We start from the raw sequence: 20,467 nt of genomic DNA on the forward strand, positions 1-20,467 counted from the left end.
ACACGATGGCACGACGTGGCCCGGCTCACAAGGGGTGCCGACTGTGACGCGAGCCCGTGCCGTAGCGTTGTCGGCGAGCGCGGTGCGAATCCGGTGGAGTGGAGGCGAGTCTGGTGGGCACGAAAACTGTTGTGGCCCAGGGCGACCCGATTGAGGGAACGTTCATCGAGCGCGCACTACGCGAGGCCGCGGACGGGGCCGGGCGACGCGAGGACAAGACCCGCACCAAACTCCTGGATGCCGCATACGAGCAGTTCTGCGAGACGGGTATCGCCCGGGCCTCGATGGAGGAGGTCGCGCGACGGGCCGGCACCGCCCGGATCACCATCTACCGGAAGTTCGACAGCAAGGATGCGCTGGTCGACGCCGTGATGCTGCGGGAGTTACAGCGGTACTTCGTGGAGTTCGCCGCCGAAGTCGCGGCGGCTGAGACGGTGGAGGATCGACTCGTCGCCGGCTTCGTCACCGCGCTCCGGACCATCGGCAGCAATCCGCTGATCACCAAGCTTCTGGAGACCGAACCGGCGCTCGTGCCCGGACTGGTCGGCGGTGGGGATCGACGGACCATGTTCGAGGTCCGCGACTTCGTCGCTCAGCAGCTGCGCCGCGAGCAGGAGGCCGGCCGCATCGCGCCGGAGATCTCCACGCTGGTGGCTGCCGATCTGATGGTGCGTATCAGCGGTTCGCTGCTGACGTCGCCGAGCGACCTGTTCGGGTTCGACGACGAGGCCGCGCTGACCGACGTCGCCCGCCGGTTCATTCTTCCCCTTGTCGGGCTCGGGAGCGCTCGGCCTCGCTGACCGCGCCCTGACCGGCCCGTTCGCCCGCTGACCCGGAATTCTCCGAGTGGCACTCCCGTCGGCTCCATCATGTTACAGTCGCCGCATTACTGTAACACGGATCGCCTCGGGTGCCCCCGCGATCCTGACGCGAGGAGAGGCTGACGCGATGGCTGCCCAGTACGAGATTCCTGCCGCGACTGCCGCGGAGACCGGCCTGAACTATCCGATGAAGTACCTGCCCGATCTAGGCAAGCGCAGGCCTCGTCTGACCAACGCGCAGACCCGGATCGCCATCGACACGCCCAAGAGGCGGCAGGTCAGTGAGATCGAGCCGATCCACGTCCGGGAGTCGATGGAGTTCTGGTCGCTCGCCGGCGCCGCCGCGAACGTCATCATGCAACTGGGCTGGCCGGAGGTCGCCTACGGCGTCATGGAAAGCAAGGTCGAATCCGGATCGCTGATGAAGCACCCGTGGAAGCGGGCCCGGACCACCACGCAGTATCTCACTGTCGCGATTCTCGGCAGCGACGAGGAGAAGGCCGCCTTCCGGGAGGCCGTGAACTCCGCCCATCGGCGCGTGCGGTCGGACGACGCGAGCCCGGTGAAGTACAACGCCTTCAATCGCGAGCTGCAGTTGTGGGTGGCGGCCTGCCTCTACGTGGGCGTCGAAGACACCCACCAGTTGCTTCACGGCGCGATGACCGATGAGGAACTGGAAACCTACTACCAAACCGGCAAGGTGCTGGGAACCACGTTGCAGGTGCCGGAGGAGATGTGGCCCGCCACGCGCGCCGACTTCGACGTCTACTGGAACATCGCGTCCGAACGCATCGTCGTCGACGAGAAGACCCGGGCATTCGGGCAGGACCTGGTCGACTTGAAGATGATCAGCCCACTGATCCGCCTCCCGTTCGTGGGTTTGCTGCGCTTTCTCACCATCGGCTTCCTGCCGCCCCTGCTGCGCGAGCAGCTCGACCTGACGTGGACCGACGGAGATCGCCGGCGATTCGAGAATCTCTTCACCTTCGTGTCGGTCGTCAACAGGTTTCTGCCGCGCTGGATCCGGATGGGCAGCACCACGGTGATGTTGAAGGACCTCCAGGTACGGATGAATCGCCATAGGGACCTGATCTGACGACGACGGACTCGTAGGCACTCAGGACGAGAGAGCAGAGTATGGGGATCCCCGCGACCTATAGCCCGCCGGGCGCACGGCGGCTGATGCGCGCGAAGGCGTCGATTGACACCGGGCTCGCGAACCTCGGGCAGTTCGTCACCTTCGTGTGGCTCACCGTCCGCTATACTCCGTCGACGCTGATCCGGTATCCGCGTCAGACGGTGAAGACGGTGACCGATCTCGCATGGGGTCGCGGAGCCGTGATCGTCGGTGGCGGTACCGCCCTGGTGATGGTGGCGCTCGGCATCACCGCGGGGGCGACCGTGGCGATCATCGCCCACAGCACACTCGGCCTGCTCGGCATGGGTTCGCTGACCGGAGCGGTCACGTCGTTCGCGATCACCCGCGAGTTCGCGCCGATCCTCGCGGCCGTGGCCTTCGCGATTCAGGCGGGCTGCCGGATGACCGCCGAGATCGGCTCCATGCGCATCGACGAGGAGATCGACGCGCTGGAGGTCATCGGAGTCCACTCGATGTCGTTCGTCGTGACGACCCGGGTGATCGCCGGCATGATCACGACGATTCCGACGTTCCTCGTGGCGCTGGTCGCGAGCTATCTGAGCAGTTCGCTGGTCGTCGTGTTGCGAGACGAATCGCCGGGTGCGTACACGCACTATTTCGAACAGTTCGTCAACGCGCCGGACCTGGTGCTCGCCACGGTCAAGTGCGTCGTCTTCGTCGTGGCCGTCACGATGATTCATTGCTACAAGGGCTTCTTCGCCTCCGGCGGGCCGGAGGGTGTGGGAGTGGCCTCCGGGCGCGCCGTGCGTGCGAGTCTCGTCGCGATCATGGTGCTCGATCTCATTCTGACCCTGGCGTTCTGGGGCGTCAGCTCGCCACCGAAGACGTCGTCAATCGGGGACGCCTGAACGACGTCATGCGCGGTGCCGTGCACCCGTTCCTCACCGAGCTCATTCCGTATCTGGAGAAACTCATTCCCAACGCGATGGATGCGGCCGGCCCGCTGATGCCGATCGCGACCGCGCTCAACGACACCGTGCCCCAGATCGACATCAGTGAATTGCTGGCCCGCGCCCTGACGATGCTCGGCGCCGGCGACGGCATGAAGCTGGTCCTCACCCAGCCCCGATGATCAACCCCCCGACACCGTGAAACTGGAGTAGCTCATGGCACCGAATGCGACTGATACGCCCGCTGACGAGAAGGCCTCAGAGGCGCTTGGCGTCGTAGTGGACTCTGATGCAGTGGAGTCTGCGGGAGGCGCGGATCCCGAGACGACGACGGCGGAGACTGACGAGGGAAAGGACGAGGGAAAGAAGGAAGAGCGGCGTTCGCGGCTGTCGGACTCGTCGGTCACGTTCTCCATGCGGTCGTTGTTGATCGGCGGTCTCATCACCGCGCTGATCGCCGCGCTGGTGGTCTTCGTCGTGCGCGACGTCTCGGCCCGCAGTGATCTGCGGGCGCTCGAGACGGATCAGGCCGATCGTGCCACCGCCGAGCGCATCGCCGGAGAGTACGCGGTCGATGCGGCCACGCTCGACTACGACGACCTGACTCCGTGGGTCAGCGCGATGCGCAAGGGCGTGAGCCCGGAACTGAGTCGGAAGTACGAGGTCATCGGGCAGGCGATGGAACAGATCCTCACTCCCTTGCGGATGAAGACGACGGCCGAGCTCGTGACGGCGAACACGGAAGACGTCGCCGGCGAGGTGTATCGGGTGGTGCCGTCGTCAATGTCAACACCACGACCGTGCAGAACCCGGCCGGCGGGAGCACCGTGGCCGTGTACACCCTGGTCCTCGATCGTGACCAGGATTGGCTGATCACCGATGTCGGCGATCCCACACAGGCGATCTCGGACAAGCTCGGCACAGGGGGCGGCGAGAACCCGGCACCGGCGCCTCCTGCCGAGCCGACGCCCGGAGGATGACATGAGTGCACCTACGCAGGCGGAACGAGAGTCGCCGCGAAGCATCTTCGTGGAGAACTTCTCCGATAACGCCCTGGGTCCGGTCCGTACGCTCGGGCGGACGTTTCGCCTGGCGATCCTGACCGTGCTGCAGACCGGCCTCGGCATCGTGAGCGGCCGGTTGAAGGTCCGAGAAGCAGTGGTGATGGGCTGGTACCTCATCAGTGTGACCGCGATCCCGGCGTTCTTGATGGCGATCCCGTTCGGGATCATCGTCACGATCCAGATCGGCAACATCATCAATCAGCTCGGTGCGCAATCGCTCCTGGGTGCGGCGAGTGGATTCGCTGTGATCCAGCAGGCCGCGCCGTTGGCTTCGGGCGTCCTGCTCGGCGGTGCGGGAGCGTCCGCGATCGCCGCGGATCTCGGTTCCCGGACGGTACGGGAGGAGATCGACGCGATGCGGACGATGGGGATCGATCCGATCGAACGCCTCGTGGTCCCCCGGGTCATCGCGGCCGCAGTGGTCGGGCCGCTGCTGGCGCTCTTCATCATCACGGTCGGCGTGCTCGCCGCGTTCTATCTGGCGGTGATCGTGCAGGGCGTGGGGCCCGGCAGCTACTGGCAGTCGTTCGGTTCGTTCGCGACGCAGCGGGACCTGATTCTGGCGATGGTCAAGGCCTCCGTCTTCGGGGTGCTGATCGCCGTGATCGGCTGCCAGCGGGGACTGGAAGCCAAGGGCGGTCCGCGGGGAATCGCCGACGGCGTCAACGCCACGGTCGTGGTGGCCACGGTGGGGATCCTGGCCATCAATTTCATCATCACGCTGATCTACACGGTCTTCTTCCCGATGCAGATCGGATGAGCGCCGGTGGACTACTCGACAGGAAAGGACTCGTGACATGTGGGGCTGGCTCGGGCGCGTTCTCGACCATCAAATGAAGCTGGCCGAGGTGATCGGCGCACTGATCCTGATCGGCATCCCGTACGGGATCATCGGCGTGGTCTGGACGCTGACGCACACAGATCACCTCGCTGACGTGCACGGGACGGACCGAGTCATCTCGTTCCTCGGATCGATCGTGTGCTGGCCGGTGCTGACGTTCTCCGACGTCACGATGACGTAGGGGAAGTCGACATGCTGATTCTGGTCCATGTGATCGACTGGTTCGTCGAGTGGGTGAAGTACCTCGGCGGCGCCCCGGGGCACCGCAATGTGGCGCTGCGCATCCTCGCCTGGCTCTACCTGATCTTCCTGGTCACGGCGGTGGTGCTGCTCGTCGCCTGGGGCGTCTGGAAGATCCCGGACCTCGTCGACCTCCTCAACGGAGCCTGAAGCGGTGGTGCGGGACCGGCGCGATGTCGGGTAGATCGCGACCGACACTGGAGCGGGTGCTCGACGAACCGAGCAGCTGTCTGCTGTGGCCCCGGGCCGCGCTGATGCAGCTGGCGCATCCCGCCATCGCACACACGGAGGTCGAGAGCGGTGCGTACGCGAACCGTGGCACCGAGCGATGGCGGGCGACGATGGAATACCTACGCCTCGTGGCCGGTGCCGACGACGAGACGCTCCGGTTCCTGGTTCGCGAGGTCAATCGGATCCATGCCTCGGTGCGGCGCCCGTAAGGGCCGGAAGGACGGCCCACTGGACGGCGCCGTCCCGTGTTCGACTCGGCGAGCCAATGCTGGGTGGCTGCCACCTGGTTCCTGGCCCGGATCGTGCGCGGAGTTCGACGAGTACGTGCGGGCCGGCGAGAGCCGGTACCCGGTTCGACTGCCACGCTCCGCGCCGGATGCTTCGCCCGCAGAGGTGCTGGCCGGTGATGTTGCGGCACAGGTCTTTTCCACACACTCGATGCCGTGGCGATACTTGCGCTGGGCACCGCGGATTCGCCTGCTGACGTGGGGTATGGCAGGCCCCGAGCTGCGAGACGTGTACGAGCAGGAATAGACAGACCGCCATCAGGCGGAGTTCGAGCGACAGGTCCGGAAGCTGGGTCGCACCGTGTCGATGTGGCCGGGTCCGTTGCGCCGTATGATCGGTCGCCGGCAGCGCCGCCGGGCCGCCTCTCGTTTACGGGGCACAAGAAGCTCTCGTACAGCGAGATGAAGGCCCACGAGAACCGGGACGACCAAGCCGCGGAGCAGGTATGAGTGCGACGACCCCGGCGGCGGCTATGGCAGAATCGTTGCGGCACCGATCTCCCGTGGTGTAATCGGCAACACTCCTGATTTTGGTTCAGGCATTTCAGGTTCGAGTCCTGGCGGGAGAGCCAAGCAAATGTGCTGGTGACGGCGCATTTCTGCTGGCTGACTGTTCTGCGATTGCTACATCACCGATTCTCGCTCCGAAAAGATGCGACCCCGGACGAGGCGTTAGCACCGCCTGCCGGGGTCTGGCGAGGATCGAGATGCAGTCGAACCCGCGCTTAGCGCTGATTCTACGCGACCACCCTGACAGGTGGTAGTACCGAAACTCTGCCCGCCCCCTGTCATGGGGGGGTGACCCCCGGCTCGTCGCGGCAGCGGCGAGCCCGAGCGTGGGGGACATTGAGGCCACCGGCTAGCCCCCGGGTGTAGAGAGACCAAAGGGCTTCCCGAGCGATCGGCGCAGGGGTGACGGCGGACCCGGACCTTCAGACGCGCAGAGCGATGCGGGCCGGCCATCGATGCCGGCCCGGCAGCCGACCGCATATCCCGGTCCCGGCGCAGGCGAGCAATTCCCGCAGCGCGATCGATCTGGCTCCAAACCCTAGGGGATCTCCCCACCACCCCCTCACCCTCCGGCAGGAGTTTGAACCGTGGTGGGGAGCGGAATGCTGCCCGAGCGCAGCGATGGTCGTAGCAGATGGAGAGAGAGGAATCGCAATGACCGACGAGGACGAAGGCCGGGAGGATGACTCCCTGACGGAGACCCGGTACCTGCTGTCATCACCCGCAAATGCCGCGAGACTGCTTCGATCGATCGAGCAGGCTGGATCGGGTCAGGTCAAGTCCCGGGTAGTGGTGTAGCTCGCTGTTGATCCTTCGTGGGTGGTCAGGCCGTGTCGGTCGTTCCCACGGTGCCCTCGGCGCTTGCGATGGTGCTCGAGGCGGGCGAACTGCCCGCATGCGTCCGAGCCGTGCTGTGCATCGGCGAGGAGTTGCCCGAACGGCTCGTCGCGCGGATCGCCGACAGCGGGTCGAACGCGCAGGTGCACAACCTCTATGGGCCGACGGAGGCCGCGGTCAGCGTCACCGGCCACGAAGTGGCTGCCGGGGTGAACGGGCGGGTGCCGATCGGCAGCGCGCAGCCGTCGGTCGTGCTCCGCGTGCTCGATCGGCGCCTGCACCCGGTGCCGGACGGCGTCGCGGGCGAACTGTATCTCGGCGGCGTGCAGCTGGCGCGCGGCTACCACGGTGATCCCGCGCGCTCGGCCTCGTCGTTCGTCGCCGACCCGTTCGACCCCGGGGCCCGGATGTACCGGACCGGAGACCTGGTGTGCCGCAGTCGAGACGGACAACTGACCTACCTCGGCCGCACCGATCGTCAGCTCAAGGTGCACGGCTTCCGGATCGAGCCCGGGGAGGTGGAGACGGCGCTTCGCCGGTGTGCGGGCGTCGCCGACGTCGCCGTCGCCGCGTTCGAACGAGGCGACGGGACGCGGCTGGTGGCCTTCGTCTCCGGCGAGCGCCCGGACGCGGCGGACGTCGCCCGGGAGGCCGGTCGCCGACTGCCCGCCTACCTGCGGCCGGAGATCGTCGTCGTCGACCGTCTGCCGTACAACGCGAACGGGAAGCTGGACCGCTCGAAACTGGCCGAGTCGCCTGTCGCGCAGCGGCAGCACGTCGCCCCGCGCACCGACCTGGAGAAGCAGGTCGCACGGATCGTCGCCGAGGTGACCGGCGCCTCGCCGGTCGGCTTCTCCGACGGCTTCTTCGATCTCGGCGGCAACTCGCTGTCGGCGACTCGGGTCACCGCCCTGCTGGAGGCCGCACTCGGCCGCCCGGTCCCGGTGCGGCTGCTGTTCGAAGCAGTCGACCTCGGCGACTTCTGCCGCGCCGTGGAGGAGTTGCCGGGGGCCGCGATCGAGGAGCCGGTACTGATCGCCGGCGACGACGACGACGGACCGGCGCCGCTGGCCCCGGCCCAGGAGCGGATCTGGCAGGCGGTCCGGGCGGGAAGGGGGCACGACTGGAACGTGCCGATCGCGATGCGCCTGACCGGTGAACTGGACCTGGACGTCCTCGCGGCGGCGCTCCTCGACGTCGTCAATCACCATGAAGCGCTGCGATTGAGGTACCGCGACTCGGCTGCGGGACCGCAGATCGACGTGGCGCCGACGGAGGAGGTCGCGATCCGGCTGCGCACCGAGCTGGTCCCGTGCGCGGTGTCGGAGGAGTCATTGGACCGCGGTCTCACGGAGATCGCTTGGCGCCCCATGGATCTCGGCGTGGGACCGATTCGCGCACGCGTGCTGCGGATCGATCCGCGGACCCACGTGCTCGTCGTGGTGGTGCACCACCTCAGCGCCGATGGTCAGTCGATGGGGGTCCTGACTCGCGATGTGGTGGCGGCTTTCGCCGCTCGGTGCCACGGTGCCGAGCCGGTGCTGACCGCGACCGCCGTACGGTTCACCGACTACGCACGATGGCGCACCGAGGTGCTGGGGCAGCGCGGGTCGCGCACCGCCGAGTTCGCGCGACAGCTGGAGTACTGGACCGGAATGCTCGGCACGCCGGAGCTCCGGGCCCGGCCCGGGGCCGACGACCAGCCGCGGGCATCCGGGGCGCCCTGGTGTATCCGGTGCGCCGCCTGGACCGCGGCAGCGCAGCGACCGTGGTCGGGAACCTGGTGGCGGTGCTGCGCGAGGTCTCGCAGCGGCCTGCGGCGACTGTGGGCGAGTGCCGCGCCCGCTGCGACGAGGACGTACTGGTATGACGGCCTCGGTGGTGATCGCGTATTACCGGGGACTGCCCGACCTCGACGTGCAGCTCCGGGCGCTCACCCGGCAAGACTACGACGGGGCCTTCGATGTGGTCGTCAGCGACAACGAGGGGAGCGAACAGCTCGACGCGTACCTGGCGAGACACCCGGCGCGAGAGGTGCTGGCGCTCCGGCGAGTCGACTCGTCGGACGTCGCCGGAACCACGCACGCACGGAACGTGGGGACCCGGGCCGCGGTCTACGACTTCATCGTCTACTGCGACCAGGACGACGCGGTGCACCCGGGCTGGTTACGGGCGATGGTGGAGGCCGGGCGCGAGGGCCACCTCGTCGGCGGTCCACTGGAACGCGAGACGCTGAACGATCCGGTCGTCGCGGCCTGGCGGGAACTGCCGGAACCGAGCGAGGCGTTCGTGATGGGGCGATTCCTGCCGATCACGTTCGGCTGCAACCTCGGAATCCGGCGCGACGTGTTCGACGCCGTCGGCGGCGGGGACGAGTCGTATCCGACGGCGGCCAGCGACGTCGAGTTCTGCTGGCGGGTGCAGACGGCCGGCTACCGCTTCATCCATGCCCCCGAGGCCCTGGTCGCCTTTCGGTTTCGCACCGGTTTGCTGGAGACGTGGGCGCAGGCGGTCGACTACGGGTGTGAGGAAGCCCGGGTCGCCAAGCAGTACGGCGCACCCGGTCGCCAATGGTGGTGGTTTCCGGTCCATGCCGGGGTCAGCCTCGGCATGGCGCCGGTCTGGCCGTGGTCGTGGTCGCGCCGGCGGTTGGGGCAGTGGGTCTGGATCACCGGCAACCTGGTCGGGCGGATCCGCGGAAGCATGAAGTACCGCACGCTCTACTGGTGAGCCGGTTACTGGTGCGCGGCCGCGACGATCTCCGAGACGCACCAGCCCACGCCCGGCGCCTTCGACAGGGTCACCGCGTACTGCTGCGCCTGTGCGCCGGCCGAACCGACGGACACGGCGGCCGACGCGGAGGTGCCGTCGACCGACACTTGGCTCACGGCCTGCATCGTGCCGGTCGCGTCGGAGGACCCGTCGAGGGTGCCTCGGCCGTCGAACGCCGGCCGATCATCGGGACAGACGTTCTGATCGACCGCGGTCGCGAGCCCCTCCTGGTTGTAGGACTTCACGAAGCTGTCGAGAATCAGCTGCGCGGTCTGCCGGTTGGTCTCCGGGTCGTCCTTGCCTGTCGGCGCTCCGCACGCCGACAACGTGAGAGCGAGGCCGACGGCCAGGCAGCCGGCGATCAGCGCCCGGCGGCGAGCGGAAAAGACGTGAGACAGGTTCATGACGCGATCCTACCGAGCCGCCTCGTCGCCGTTGACAGATCGGCGCGTTCGGAAACGCGCTTGACCAGCGGAGTTGTCTTTGCGTTGACGCGTGTGTAACTTAGTGAAGGTCGCCGACAGCGAAGTTCCGAAAGAAACTTCCGCTAGAGGGTTGACAATCTACGTTCCAGTCTTCTAGACTGGAACAGTTGCCCGCGTGTCGGGTGGCGTGACTCTTGCTTGCTGATGTTCGTTCGGGCTGTGTGTTTGGGCGTGTTGGTGGGTGTGTGTTTTTTGAGAACTCGATAGTGTGTGATGGATTTTCTTGTGCCATTTGTTTTGTCATCTGGTGTGAGTTGGTCTGTCTTTTTGGATGAGATTGATTTTTTTTGCCAGTTGATTTTTTGGATTGTTTTTTGGTCAGGTCTTTTCTCTGATTGTGTTTTTGTTGGAGAGTTTGATCCTGGCTCAGGACGAACGCTGGCGGCGTGCTTAACACATGCAAGTCGAACGGAAAGGCCCAGCTTGCTGGGTACTCGAGTGGCGAACGGGTGAGTAACACGTGGGTGATCTGCCTTGCACTCTGGGATAAGCTTGGGAAACTGGGTCTAATACTGGATATGACCACTGATCGCATGGTTGGTGGTGGAAAGCTTTTGCGGTGTGAGATGGGCCCGCGGCCTATCAGCTTGTTGGTGGGGTAATGGCCTACCAAGGCGACGACGGGTAGCCGACCTGAGAGGGTGATCGGCCACACTGGGACTGAGACACGGCCCAGACTCCTACGGGAGGCAGCAGTGGGGAATATTGCACAATGGGCGCAAGCCTGATGCAGCGACGCCGCGTGAGGGATGACGGCCTTCGGGTTGTAAACCTCTTTCGCCAGGGACGAAGCGTGAGTGACGGTACCTGGAGAAGAAGCACCGGCCAACTACGTGCCAGCAGCCGCGGTAATACGTAGGGTGCGAGCGTTGTCCGGAATTACTGGGCGTAAAGAGCTCGTAGGCGGTTTGTCGCGTCGTCTGTGAAATCCTGCAACTCAATTGCAGGCGTGCAGGCGATACGGGCAGACTTGAGTACTACAGGGGAGACTGGAATTCCTGGTGTAGCGGTGAAATGCGCAGATATCAGGAGGAACACCGGTGGCGAAGGCGGGTCTCTGGGTAGTAACTGACGCTGAGGAGCGAAAGCGTGGGGAGCGAACAGGATTAGATACCCTGGTAGTCCACGCCGTAAACGGTGGGTACTAGGTGTGGGGTCCATTTCACGGATTCTGTGCCGTAGCTAACGCATTAAGTACCCCGCCTGGGGAGTACGGCCGCAAGGCTAAAACTCAAAGGAATTGACGGGGGCCCGCACAAGCGGCGGAGCATGTGGATTAATTCGATGCAACGCGAAGAACCTTACCTGGGTTTGACATACACCAGACGTATGTAGAGATACATATTCCCTTGTGGTTGGTGTACAGGTGGTGCATGGCTGTCGTCAGCTCGTGTCGTGAGATGTTGGGTTAAGTCCCGCAACGAGCGCAACCCTTGTCCTGTATTGCCAGCACGTAATGGTGGGGACTTGCAGGAGACTGCCGGGGTCAACTCGGAGGAAGGTGGGGATGACGTCAAGTCATCATGCCCCTTATGTCCAGGGCTTCACACATGCTACAATGGCGCGTACAGAGGGCTGCGATACCGTGAGGTGGAGCGAATCCCTTAAAGCGTGTCTCAGTTCGGATTGGGGTCTGCAACTCGACCCCATGAAGTCGGAGTCGCTAGTAATCGCAGATCAGCAACGCTGCGGTGAATACGTTCCCGGGCCTTGTACACACCGCCCGTCACGTCATGAAAGTCGGTAACACCCGAAGCCGGTGGCCTAACCCGTGAGGGGGGGAGCCGTCGAAGGTGGGATCGGCGATTGGGACGAAGTCGTAACAAGGTAGCCGTACCGGAAGGTGCGGCTGGATCACCTCCTTTCTAAGGAGCAAACTACAACAAACAGTTTCTGGTCTGTTCATGGCCGGCTGTGTGTTTGTTCGAGGGTGAAACATGAGAAGCCATCCTGGGTGTGCTGGTTCGTCACTGTGACGGATCGGTGCGGGGTGGGCTGCGGTCGGGTGACCGGCGTAGCGGATGTCACACACTATCGGGGTTCTGAGGAAACAGGCCTGCTGCCGGCACCCTTGGGGGTGTTTGGGGGTGGAGGGGTTTTCTTGGTGTTCACTGACTTTCGGCGTGCTGGTTGGGTGCGTGTCTGGGGTGGGTGGGTGTGTGTTGTTTGAGAAGTGCATAGTGGATGCGAGCATCAAAAATCTTGTTTTGGTGTTTGTACTGCAATTTATACGATTTATGGTTTCTGTTCTTTTAACGAAGATGCAGTTGTACTCATGTTGTGTGTAGGTGTCCACATTCGTGTCTCGCAGCCTGGCTGGTCTCTTTTTTTTGGGGGTTGGTGGGGTGTGGGGTGTGTTTGTGGGTGTTGTTGTAAGTGTTTTAGGGCGTTCGGTGGATGCCTTGGTACCAGGAGCCGATGAAGGACGTGGTAGGCCGCGATAGTCCTCGGGGAGTTGTCAAACGAGCTGTGATCCGAGGGTGTCCGAATGGGGAAACCCAGCACCAGTTGTGTGGTGTTACCGCCCGGTGAATGTATAGCCGGTGCGGGGGGAACGTGGGGAAGTGAAACATCTCAGTACCCATAGGAAGAGAAAACAATATGTGATTCCGTGAGTAGTGGCGAGCGAAAGTGGATGAGGCTAAACCGCGCGTATGTGATACTCGGCAGGGGTTGTGCGTGTGGTGTTGTGGGAGCATCGTTGCTGTGTCTGCCGGCATAGCGGTCAGTGAGAAAGTGTTGTGTTAGGTGAAGTGGCCTGGGATGGTCTGCCGTAGACGGTGAGAGTCCGGTAACTGAAAACGCAATGCCTGGCTTCGGTGTTTCCCGAGTAGCAGCGGGCTCGTGGAATCTGCTGTGAATCTGCCGGGACCACCCGGTAAGCCTGAATACTTCCTGGTGACCGATAGCGGACGAGTACCGTGAGGGAAAGGTGAAAAGTACCCCGGGAGGGGAGTGAAATAGTACCTGAAACCGGACGCTTACAATCCGTCAGAGCTGGCGCACCCTTTGGGGTGGTTGGTGATGGCGTGCCTTTTGAAGAATGAGCCTGCGAGTTAGTGCTCAGTGGCGAGGTTAACCCGTGGTGGGGTAGCCGTAGCGAAAGCGAGTCTGAATAGGGCGTGTTGAGTCGCTGGGTCTAGACCCGAAGCGGAGTGATCTACCCATGGCCAGGGTGAAGCCACAGTAAGATGTGGTGGAGGCCCGAACCCACTTCAGTTGAAAATGGAGGGGATGAGTTGTGGGTAGGGGTGAAAGGCCAATCAAACTCCGTGATAGCTGGTTCTCCCCGAAATGCATTTAGGTGCAGCGTCACGTGTTTCTTGCCGGAGGTAGAGCTACTGGATGGCCGATGGGCCCTACTAGGTTACTGACGTCAACCAAACTCCGAATGCCGGTAAGTGAGAGCGTGGCAGTGAGACTGCGGGGGATAAGCTTCGTAGTCGAGAGGGAAACAGCCCAGATCGCCGGCTAAGGCCCCTAAGCGTGTACTAAGTGGAAAAGGATGTGGGATTGCTGAGACAACCAGGAGGTTGGCTTAGAAGCAGCCACCCTTGAAAGAGTGCGTAATAGCTCACTGGTCAAGTGGTCCTGCGCCGACAATGTAGCGGGGCTCAAGTACACCGCCGAAGCCGCGGCAATCACACGTGTAACATCCATCATCTCCTGTGGGGGGTGGTGTAGTGGTGTGGTTGGGTAGGGGAGCGTCCTGCACTCGAGGAAGCAGTCTGGTGACGGGTTGTGGAGGGTGTGGGAGTGAGAATGCAGGCATGAGTAGCGAAAGACAAGTGAGAAACTTGTCCGCCGAATGACCAAGGGTTCCTGGGCCAGGTTAATCCGCCCAGGGTGAGTCGGGACCTAAGGCGAGGCCGACAGGCGTAGTCGATGGACAACGGGTTGATATTCCCGTACCCGTGTATCCGCGCCCAATGACGAATCGCATGTACTAACCACCCAAAAGCATCTTTTTCATCCTTCGGGGTGTTCTGGGTGTGGCTGCGTGGGACCTTGTGTGTAGTAGTCAAGCGATGGGGTGACGCAGGAAGGTAGCAGGGCCACGCGGTTGGTTGTCGTGGTGTAAGCCGGTAGCACGAGGCATAGGTAAATCCGTGTCTCATGGTGTGTGAGAGGTGATGCGTAGCCGTTGAGGTGAATTCTGTGATCCTATGCTGCCGAGAAAAGCCTCTAGTGAGTTGGTACACGGCCCGTACCCCAAACCGACACAGGTGGTCAGGTAGAGAATACTAAGGCGATCGAGAGAACTGTGGTTAAGGAACTCGGCAAATTGCCCCCGTAACTTCGGGAGAAGGGGGACCACGTCTGGTGACGGCACTTGCTGCTTGAGCTGGGGGTGGTCGCAGAGACCAGAGAGAAGCGACTGTTTACTAAAAACACAGGTCCGTGCGAAGTCGTAAGACGAGGTATACGGACTGACGCCTGCCCGGTGCTGGAAGGTTAAGAGGACCGGTTAATCACCTTTGTGGTGGTGAAGCTGAGAATTTAAGCCCCAGTAAACGGCGGTGGTAACTATAACCATCCTAAGGTAGCGAAATTCCTTGTCGGGTAAGTTCCGACCTGCACGAATGGCGTAACGACTTCTCTGCTGTCTCAACCACAGACTCGGCGAAATTGCAGTACGAGTAAAGATGCTCGTTACGCGCGGCAGGACGAAAAGACCCCGGGACCTTCACTATAGCTTGGTATTGGTGTTCGGTACGGTTTGTGTAGGATAGGTGGGAGACTGTGAAGCAGGCACGCCAGTGTGTGTGGAGTCGTTGTTGAAATACCACTCTGATCGTATTGGGCTTCTAACCTCGGACCCTGATCGGGTTCAGGGACAGTGCCTGGTGGGTAGTTTAACTGGGGCGGTTGCCTCCTAAAATGTAACGGAGGCGCCCAAAGGTTCCCTCAGCCTGGATGGCAATCAGGTGTTGAGTGTAAGTGCACAAGGGAGCTTGACTGTGAGACGTACATGTCGAGCAGGGACGAAAGTCGGGACTAGTGATCCGGCACCGGCAAGTGGAAGCGGTGTCGCTCAACGGATAAAAGGTACCCCGGGGATAACAGGCTGATCTTCCCCAAGAGTCCATATCGACGGGATGGTTTGGCACCTCGATGTCGGCTCGTCGCATCCTGGGGCTGGAGTAGGTCCCAAGGGTTGGGCTGTTCGCCCATTAAAGCGGCACGCGAGCTGGGTTTAGAACGTCGTGAGACAGTTCGGTCTCTATCCGCCGCGCGCGTCTAGAAACTTGAGGAAACCTGTCCCTAGTACGAGAGGACCGGGACGGACGAACCTCTGGTGTGCCAGTTGTTCCGCCAGGAGCACCGCTGGTTAGCTACGTTCGGAAGGGATAACCGCTGAAAGCATCTAAGCGGGAAGCCTGTTCCAAGATGAGGTTTCTCACCCACCATTGGTGGGGTAAGGCCCCCTACAGACCATGGGGTTGATAGGCCAGAACTGTACGCACAGCAATGTGTTCAGGTGACTGGTACTAATCGGCCGAGGACTTACCAACAACACCCAAACACCAAGACTTGAACGCTACGCATCCACTATGCACCTCTGAAATAACACGCACACGCGGGTTTTTCGAATCGACGTAGGAGATTCGACAACGAAGCGACGAAGGAGGTTCGTTGTGGCCGTAGGCCGCTATCAAATGAATTACAGCCTTCAGTCGTTCATCGTTGCGCCCCGCGCAACCGTTAATTTCACAGAGTTACGGCGGCCATAGCGGAGGGGAAACGCCCGGCCCCATTCCGAACCCGGAAGCTAAGCCCTCCAGCGCCGATGGTACTGCACTTTAATCAGTGTGGGAGAGTAGGACACCGCCGAACACAACCACAGAGAAGGCCCCCGGAACCCCTAGGTTCCGGGGGCCTTCTTCACATCCCCACGGTTGAGCGGGCCGACCAGAGACGAGACTGCTGTTTCGCTGGTTGAGCCCGGCGAACGCAGTGAGCCGAAGTCGAAACCACCCACCCCTACTCGCCCCCTGGCAGCGGCGACACTCGGCACACGACCGCGACAACCGAGCACACCAGCGACACACCCGACCGTCGCTCCCACAGCCGACCGTCGCGACCGTCCCACGACCGTCGCGGACACCCAACCAGGCGTGCGGCAGAACGCGGGCGGCGTGGTTTCGACTCGCTCCGCTCGCTCAACCATCGAGGGAGCGTCACACGGTCCGGTTTCGACTCGCTCCGCTCGCTCAACCATCGAGGGAGCGTCGTGCGGTCCGGTTTCGACTCGCTCCGCTCGCTCAACCAACGAAACAGGGGCTCGCTCAACCAACGACACGGCGGCCCACCCCACGGTCGGGTGCGCCGGCTAGACGCGAGACTGGTCTTTCGCTGGTTGAGCCCGGCGAACGCAGTGAGCCGAAGTCGAAACCACCCACCCCCGCACCCGCCCCCGCCAGCCGCGACACTCGGCACACGACCGCGACAACCGAGCACACCAGCGACACACCCGACCGTCGCTCCCACACCCGACCGTCGCGACGACGCCACGACCGTCGCGGGACACCGAACCAGGCGTGCGGCAGAACGCGGACGGCGTGGTTTCGACTCGCTCCGCTCGCTCAACCATCGAAACGGTGGCTCGTTCAACCATCGAAACGGTGGCTCGCTCCACGGTCGGGTGCGCCGGCCAGACGCGAGGCTGGTCTTTCGCTGGTTGAGCCCGGCGAACGCAGTGAGCCGGAGTCGAAACCGCCTTTCGGTCGGTGGCGGGCGGCGCCTGCGAGCCACGAACTTGGGCAGTGCCCGCATGCATCTAGGCTGTGGGTATGGCAGTGGGTCGGCCGGACAAGAGTTCCGAAGAAGTCGTGAAGGCGCCGCGGGCGCGAATGACGGGCGCGCAGCGTCGTCTGCAACTGATCGAGGTGGCGCGCGGGCTGTTCGCCGAGCGCGGGTTCGAGGGCACCTCCATCGAGGAGGTCGCGCAGCGAGCCGGCGTCTCCAAGCCCATCGTGTACGAGCACTTCGGCGGCAAAGAGGGACTGTATGCCGTCGTCGTCGATCGGGAGATGGAGACTCTCCTGGAGATGGTGACGTCGTCGCTCAGCAAGAACCGGTCCTTGTACCGGATCCAGCAGGTTGCCTTGGCGCTGCTGACCTACATGGAGGAACGGACCGAAGGCTTCCAGATTCTGGTGCGCGGGGAGTCGACGGCGGAGAGCGCATCCGGCGAGGCGACCCGGTATGGCAGCCTGCTCAACGATGCGATCAGCCAGGTGGAGCACATCCTTGCCGGCGACTTCGAGCGACGTGGCTTCGATCCGGCGCTCGCGCCGCTGTATGCACAGGCGCTGGTCGGCATGGTGTCGGTGACGGCGCAGTGGTGGCTCGACGTGCGAGAGCCGCCCAAGGAGGTCGTCGCGGCGCACCTGGTGAACCTGTGCTGGAACGGCCTGACGCGCTTGGAGGCGAATCCCGTCCTCGTCGGGCCCGACTACACCGAGCCGGATCCGGAGACCGTCGTGGTGGAAGTCGACGCCGAAGAATGATCCGGGCCGCGACGGACGCGGATCTGGCCGCGGTCACCGAGATCTACCGCCACTATGTCCAGAACTCGACGGCCACCTGGGCCTTCGAGGCTCCCGATGAACGATGGTGGCGCGAGACGCTCACCACCGTCAGCGACGACGGGTTGCCGTTCCTGGTCGCCGAAGACGAGTCCGGTGTGCAGGGCTTCGCGTACCTGGGGACCTTCCGGAATCGCGCAGGCTGGCAGCACACTGTGGAGGACACCGTCTATCTGCGCGAGCAGGCGGCGGGCCGCGGCCTCGGCACCCGTCTGCTGGCTGCTCTGCTGGAGGCCGCCGATCCGGTGAGAGTACGGGAAGTGATCGCGATGATCTCCGGCGACGTCGAAGCGTCGATCGCGCTGCACCGCAGGCTCGGGTTCCGCGAGACCGGGCGGCTGCCCGGCGTCGGGGAGAAGTTCGGCCGAACGCTCGACTGCGTCATCCTGCAGCGGCCGCTGATTCTCTGACTCGATACCCCCGGTAGTAGCCTGGAGGCATGATCGCGCGCGTGAACGGCCTGTCGGCTGGCCTCGTCTCCGCGATCCTCGGCATCGCCGCGCACGGGTTCGCCGGCGGCTTCCATCCCGACACGAGGCAGTTCCTGATCCTCGCGGTGACCGCTGTGGCGGTCGGCGCGGCCCGTGCGGCACAGGTGGATCGGGATCGACGACGACGCCGGCGCGGTCGATTGGAAAGCGGCACACTGTCGTTGGGCGCGGTGCTGGTGACCGGTCAGGCCGCCGCACACGGGGCGCTCACTCTGCTCGGCCCGCACGCCGGTCACCACGACGTCAACGGCGCCGCCATGCTGGGATGGCATGCGGCGGCGCTGCCCGCGGCCGTCGTCGCGCTCGCGGCCCTGCAGTGGCTGCTGGGTCTGCTGTCGTCGGCGCGGGCGACCGTTCCGGGGTACCGTCCGGCGCGGCGCTCGCCGTCGTATGTCAGGGCGTACCGCAGCGGTGCCGTGCTGCACGCACTGCAACCTGTGCTCTCGGTGGGAACGCGCGCTCCGCCCCTCGCGGCGTGAGTTCCGATTCCACACCCACCTAGACACAGGGGTCATCTCTCATGGCAAATCGCCGAAAGTTCTCTTTGGCGACGGTACTCGTCGCCGCCCTCGCACCCGTCCTCCTCGCGACCGGGTGCAGTTCCGACGACGGCACGACGACGCCGCAGGCACAGTCGCTGGGCGTCGCCGATCAATGGGTCAAGGCCGCCGACAACGGCATGACCGCCGCCTTCGCCGTCCTGACGAACGACTCGGACACCGACATCCGCGTCGTGTCCGCGAGCAGCCCAGTCGCCGGAAAGACTGAGTTGCACGAGATCGTGCCGGACGCCGGTGCGGCCGTGATGCGCGAGAAGAAGGACGGCTATCTGATCCCGGCGAACGGCAGCCTGGAACTGAAGCCGGGCGCCGACCACATCATGCTGATGGACCTGAAGCAGCCGATCAAGGCGGGCGACTCCGTCGAGATCGAGCTGCGGATGGCGGACGGCTCGACGCAGAAGGTCGACGCGCTCGCGCGTGACTTCAGCGGCAACCAGGAGGACTACCACCAGTGACGAAGCGCGGATCCGCCCGGATCTCGCGCCGTAGTCTTCTCACCGGATCGGCCGGCCTCGCGGGGCTGGGGATCGGTGCTGCCGCCGGTGTCGGCGTCGGACGTGTGACGTCCGACGCCGAGCCGGCGCGGCAGACGGTGGACTTCTACGGACATCACCAGGCGGGAATCACCACGCCCGAAGCCGCGCACGCCAACTACATCGGCCTGGACATGGTCGAGCCCGCCGACCTCGGGGCGCTCGCCGGGGTCCTCAAGCTGTGGACCGAGGACGCCGCTCGGCTCACCCAGGGGCAGGCCGGCCTGGCCGATCCCGAGCCGGAGCTGGCGACGTCGCCGTCGAACATGACGGTGACCGTCGGTCTGGGGCCGCGGGTGTTCGAGGCGCCGCGGCTGGCCGAACGCCGCCCGTCGTGGCTCAAGCCGTTGCCGCCCTTCTCCATCGATCGGTTGGAGGACCGATGGGGACAGACCGACGTGCTGTTGCTGATCGGGTCCGACTCGGCGCTCGCTCTGGCGCACGCCACCCGCATCCTCACCGCCTCGGTGCGCACCCGGCTGCGCGTCAAGTGGGTTCAGCGGGGCTTCTACTCCCGGCGCAACCTGTTCGGTCAGATCGACGGGACCGAGCAGCCGGAAGGCGGCAGGCACGACGAGCTGGTCTGGGACGACGGCGCGGAGCAGCCTTGGCTGGCCGGCGGCACGTCGATGGTGATCCGCCGGATCGCCATGCACATGGACACGTGGGAGGAGCTCGACCGGGGCCCAAGGGAGCTGGTCGTCGGACGGAACCTGGACAACGGCGCGCCGCTCACCGGAACTCAGGAGCACGACGAGCCCGACTTCACCGCGACGCGTGGCGGCATTCCGGTGATCCCGGCGTCGTCGCACATCGCCCGCGCCCGTCGTCGTGCCGACCACGAGCAGTTCCTCCGCCGCAGCTACCACTACGACGAGAGCCCGGCCACTGGGCCCCTTGAGCCCGTCGAGCCCCTTGAGCCTGTCGAGCCCCTTGAGCCTGTCGAAAGGGACACCTCCAACAGCGGGCTCATCTTCACCACGGTGCAGCGGGATCCGGTGCGGCAGTTCGTTCCCGTGCAGCAGCGGTTGGCCGAGCACGACGACCTCAACGTCTGGACCACGCCGATCGGGTCGTCGGTGTACGCCATCCTGCCGGGTGCGACGCCGCAGGCTCCGCTGGGGGCGTCGTTGCTGGACGCCTAGAATGAC

General features: G+C 64.2%; 17 protein-coding genes, 1 tRNA gene, 3 rRNA genes and 1 pseudogene. 21 read left to right on the forward strand and 1 reads right to left on the reverse strand.

Translation table 11 applies throughout. The annotated features are described in order from the left end of the window. Window positions 1-113 precede the first annotated feature (113 nt). From C6V83_RS05605 to C6V83_RS05660, 13 genes and pseudogenes are all read left to right on the forward strand, one after another. Window positions 114-800 carry a TetR/AcrR family transcriptional regulator gene (locus tag C6V83_RS05605; RefSeq protein WP_234353875.1) on the forward strand — a complete coding sequence of 229 codons (687 nt, stop codon included), beginning with the start codon at window positions 114-116 and terminating at the stop codon, window positions 798-800. 208 nt (window positions 801-1,008) lie between these two features. After that, on the forward strand, window positions 1,009-1,917 hold the full coding sequence (locus tag C6V83_RS05610; protein WP_105943743.1) for an oxygenase MpaB family protein: 909 nt from the start codon (window positions 1,009-1,011) through the stop codon (window positions 1,915-1,917). A 41-nt stretch (window positions 1,918-1,958) separates the two neighbouring features. After that, window positions 1,959-2,828 carry an ABC transporter permease gene (locus C6V83_RS05615; protein ID WP_105941568.1) on the forward strand — a complete coding sequence of 290 codons (870 nt, stop codon included), beginning with the start codon at window positions 1,959-1,961 and terminating at the stop codon, window positions 2,826-2,828. Window positions 2,829-2,836: 8 nt separating this feature from the next. Then, entirely contained in the window at window positions 2,837-3,052 is a 216-nt protein-coding gene (locus C6V83_RS05620) for a hypothetical protein (RefSeq protein ID WP_105941569.1), read from the forward strand. A gap of 112 nt (window positions 3,053-3,164) precedes the next feature. Then, window positions 3,165-3,743 carry a hypothetical protein gene (locus tag C6V83_RS05625; protein ID WP_105941570.1) on the forward strand — a complete coding sequence of 193 codons (579 nt, stop codon included), beginning with the start codon at window positions 3,165-3,167 and terminating at the stop codon, window positions 3,741-3,743. 108 nt (window positions 3,744-3,851) lie between these two features. After that, entirely contained in the window at window positions 3,852-4,694 is an 843-nt protein-coding gene (locus C6V83_RS05630) for an MlaE family ABC transporter permease (RefSeq protein ID WP_105941571.1), read from the forward strand. A gap of 37 nt (window positions 4,695-4,731) precedes the next feature. Beyond that, window positions 4,732-4,956, forward strand: a complete 225-nt coding sequence (locus tag C6V83_RS05635) for a hypothetical protein (protein WP_105941572.1) — start codon at window positions 4,732-4,734, stop codon at window positions 4,954-4,956. Window positions 4,957-4,967: 11 nt separating this feature from the next. Next, window positions 4,968-5,165, forward strand: a complete 198-nt coding sequence (locus C6V83_RS05640) for a hypothetical protein (RefSeq protein WP_105941573.1) — start codon at window positions 4,968-4,970, stop codon at window positions 5,163-5,165. Window positions 5,166-5,221: 56 nt separating this feature from the next. After that, complete coding sequence (locus C6V83_RS05645) at window positions 5,222-5,455, forward strand: oxygenase MpaB family protein (protein ID WP_105941574.1); 234 nt, start codon at window positions 5,222-5,224, stop codon at window positions 5,453-5,455. A gap of 575 nt (window positions 5,456-6,030) precedes the next feature. Further along, a tRNA-Gln gene (locus tag C6V83_RS05650) sits at window positions 6,031-6,105 on the forward strand. Between the two features lie 804 nt (window positions 6,106-6,909). Then, window positions 6,910-8,487 (forward strand): annotated as a pseudogene (locus C6V83_RS05655) (condensation domain-containing protein); the annotation flags it as partial. Window positions 8,488-8,606: 119 nt separating this feature from the next. After that, a complete protein-coding gene (locus C6V83_RS18280; RefSeq protein WP_159067450.1) occupies window positions 8,607-8,750 on the forward strand; it encodes a hypothetical protein in 144 nt (47 codons plus the stop codon). Further along, complete coding sequence (locus C6V83_RS05660) at window positions 8,747-9,610, forward strand: glycosyltransferase family 2 protein (RefSeq protein WP_105941575.1); 864 nt, start codon at window positions 8,747-8,749, stop codon at window positions 9,608-9,610. The genes C6V83_RS18280 and C6V83_RS05660 overlap by 4 nt, the downstream gene beginning before the upstream one ends. A gap of 5 nt (window positions 9,611-9,615) precedes the next feature. On the opposite strand, the gene C6V83_RS05665 is transcribed toward C6V83_RS05660, so the two are convergent. Further along, window positions 9,616-10,056 carry a hypothetical protein gene (locus C6V83_RS05665; protein WP_105941576.1) on the reverse strand — a complete coding sequence of 147 codons (441 nt, stop codon included), beginning with the start codon at window positions 10,054-10,056 and terminating at the stop codon, window positions 9,616-9,618. 424 nt (window positions 10,057-10,480) lie between these two features. On the opposite strand from C6V83_RS05665, the gene C6V83_RS05670 reads away from it, so the two are divergent. From C6V83_RS05670 to C6V83_RS05705, 8 genes are all read left to right on the forward strand, one after another. After that, window positions 10,481-12,002 (forward strand): 16S ribosomal RNA (locus C6V83_RS05670). 505 nt (window positions 12,003-12,507) lie between these two features. After that, window positions 12,508-15,653: ribosomal RNA gene (locus C6V83_RS05675) — 23S ribosomal RNA — on the forward strand. 205 nt (window positions 15,654-15,858) lie between these two features. Next, window positions 15,859-15,975: ribosomal RNA gene (gene rrf, locus C6V83_RS05680) — 5S ribosomal RNA — on the forward strand. The 16S, 23S and 5S rRNA genes sit together here, the layout of an rRNA operon. 956 nt (window positions 15,976-16,931) lie before the next feature. Next, a complete protein-coding gene (locus tag C6V83_RS05685; RefSeq protein ID WP_105943744.1) occupies window positions 16,932-17,651 on the forward strand; it encodes a TetR/AcrR family transcriptional regulator in 720 nt (239 codons plus the stop codon). Continuing rightward, on the forward strand, window positions 17,648-18,139 hold the full coding sequence (locus C6V83_RS05690; protein WP_105941577.1) for a GNAT family N-acetyltransferase: 492 nt from the start codon (window positions 17,648-17,650) through the stop codon (window positions 18,137-18,139). The genes C6V83_RS05685 and C6V83_RS05690 overlap by 4 nt, the downstream gene beginning before the upstream one ends. Window positions 18,140-18,168: 29 nt before the next feature. Further along, window positions 18,169-18,699 carry a hypothetical protein gene (locus tag C6V83_RS05695; protein ID WP_105941578.1) on the forward strand — a complete coding sequence of 177 codons (531 nt, stop codon included), beginning with the start codon at window positions 18,169-18,171 and terminating at the stop codon, window positions 18,697-18,699. A 41-nt stretch (window positions 18,700-18,740) separates the two neighbouring features. After that, window positions 18,741-19,238: a copper chaperone PCu(A)C gene (locus tag C6V83_RS05700; protein WP_105941579.1), complete on the forward strand. Its 498-nt coding sequence runs from the start codon at window positions 18,741-18,743 to the stop codon at window positions 19,236-19,238. Beyond that, window positions 19,235-20,461 carry a Dyp-type peroxidase gene (locus C6V83_RS05705; protein WP_105941580.1) on the forward strand — a complete coding sequence of 409 codons (1,227 nt, stop codon included), beginning with the start codon at window positions 19,235-19,237 and terminating at the stop codon, window positions 20,459-20,461. The genes C6V83_RS05700 and C6V83_RS05705 overlap by 4 nt, the downstream gene beginning before the upstream one ends. Window positions 20,462-20,467: the final 6 nt, after the last annotated feature.

The sequence above is a fragment of the Gordonia iterans genome (genome assembly GCF_002993285.1).
Lineage (GTDB): Bacteria > Actinomycetota > Actinomycetes > Mycobacteriales > Mycobacteriaceae > Gordonia > Gordonia iterans.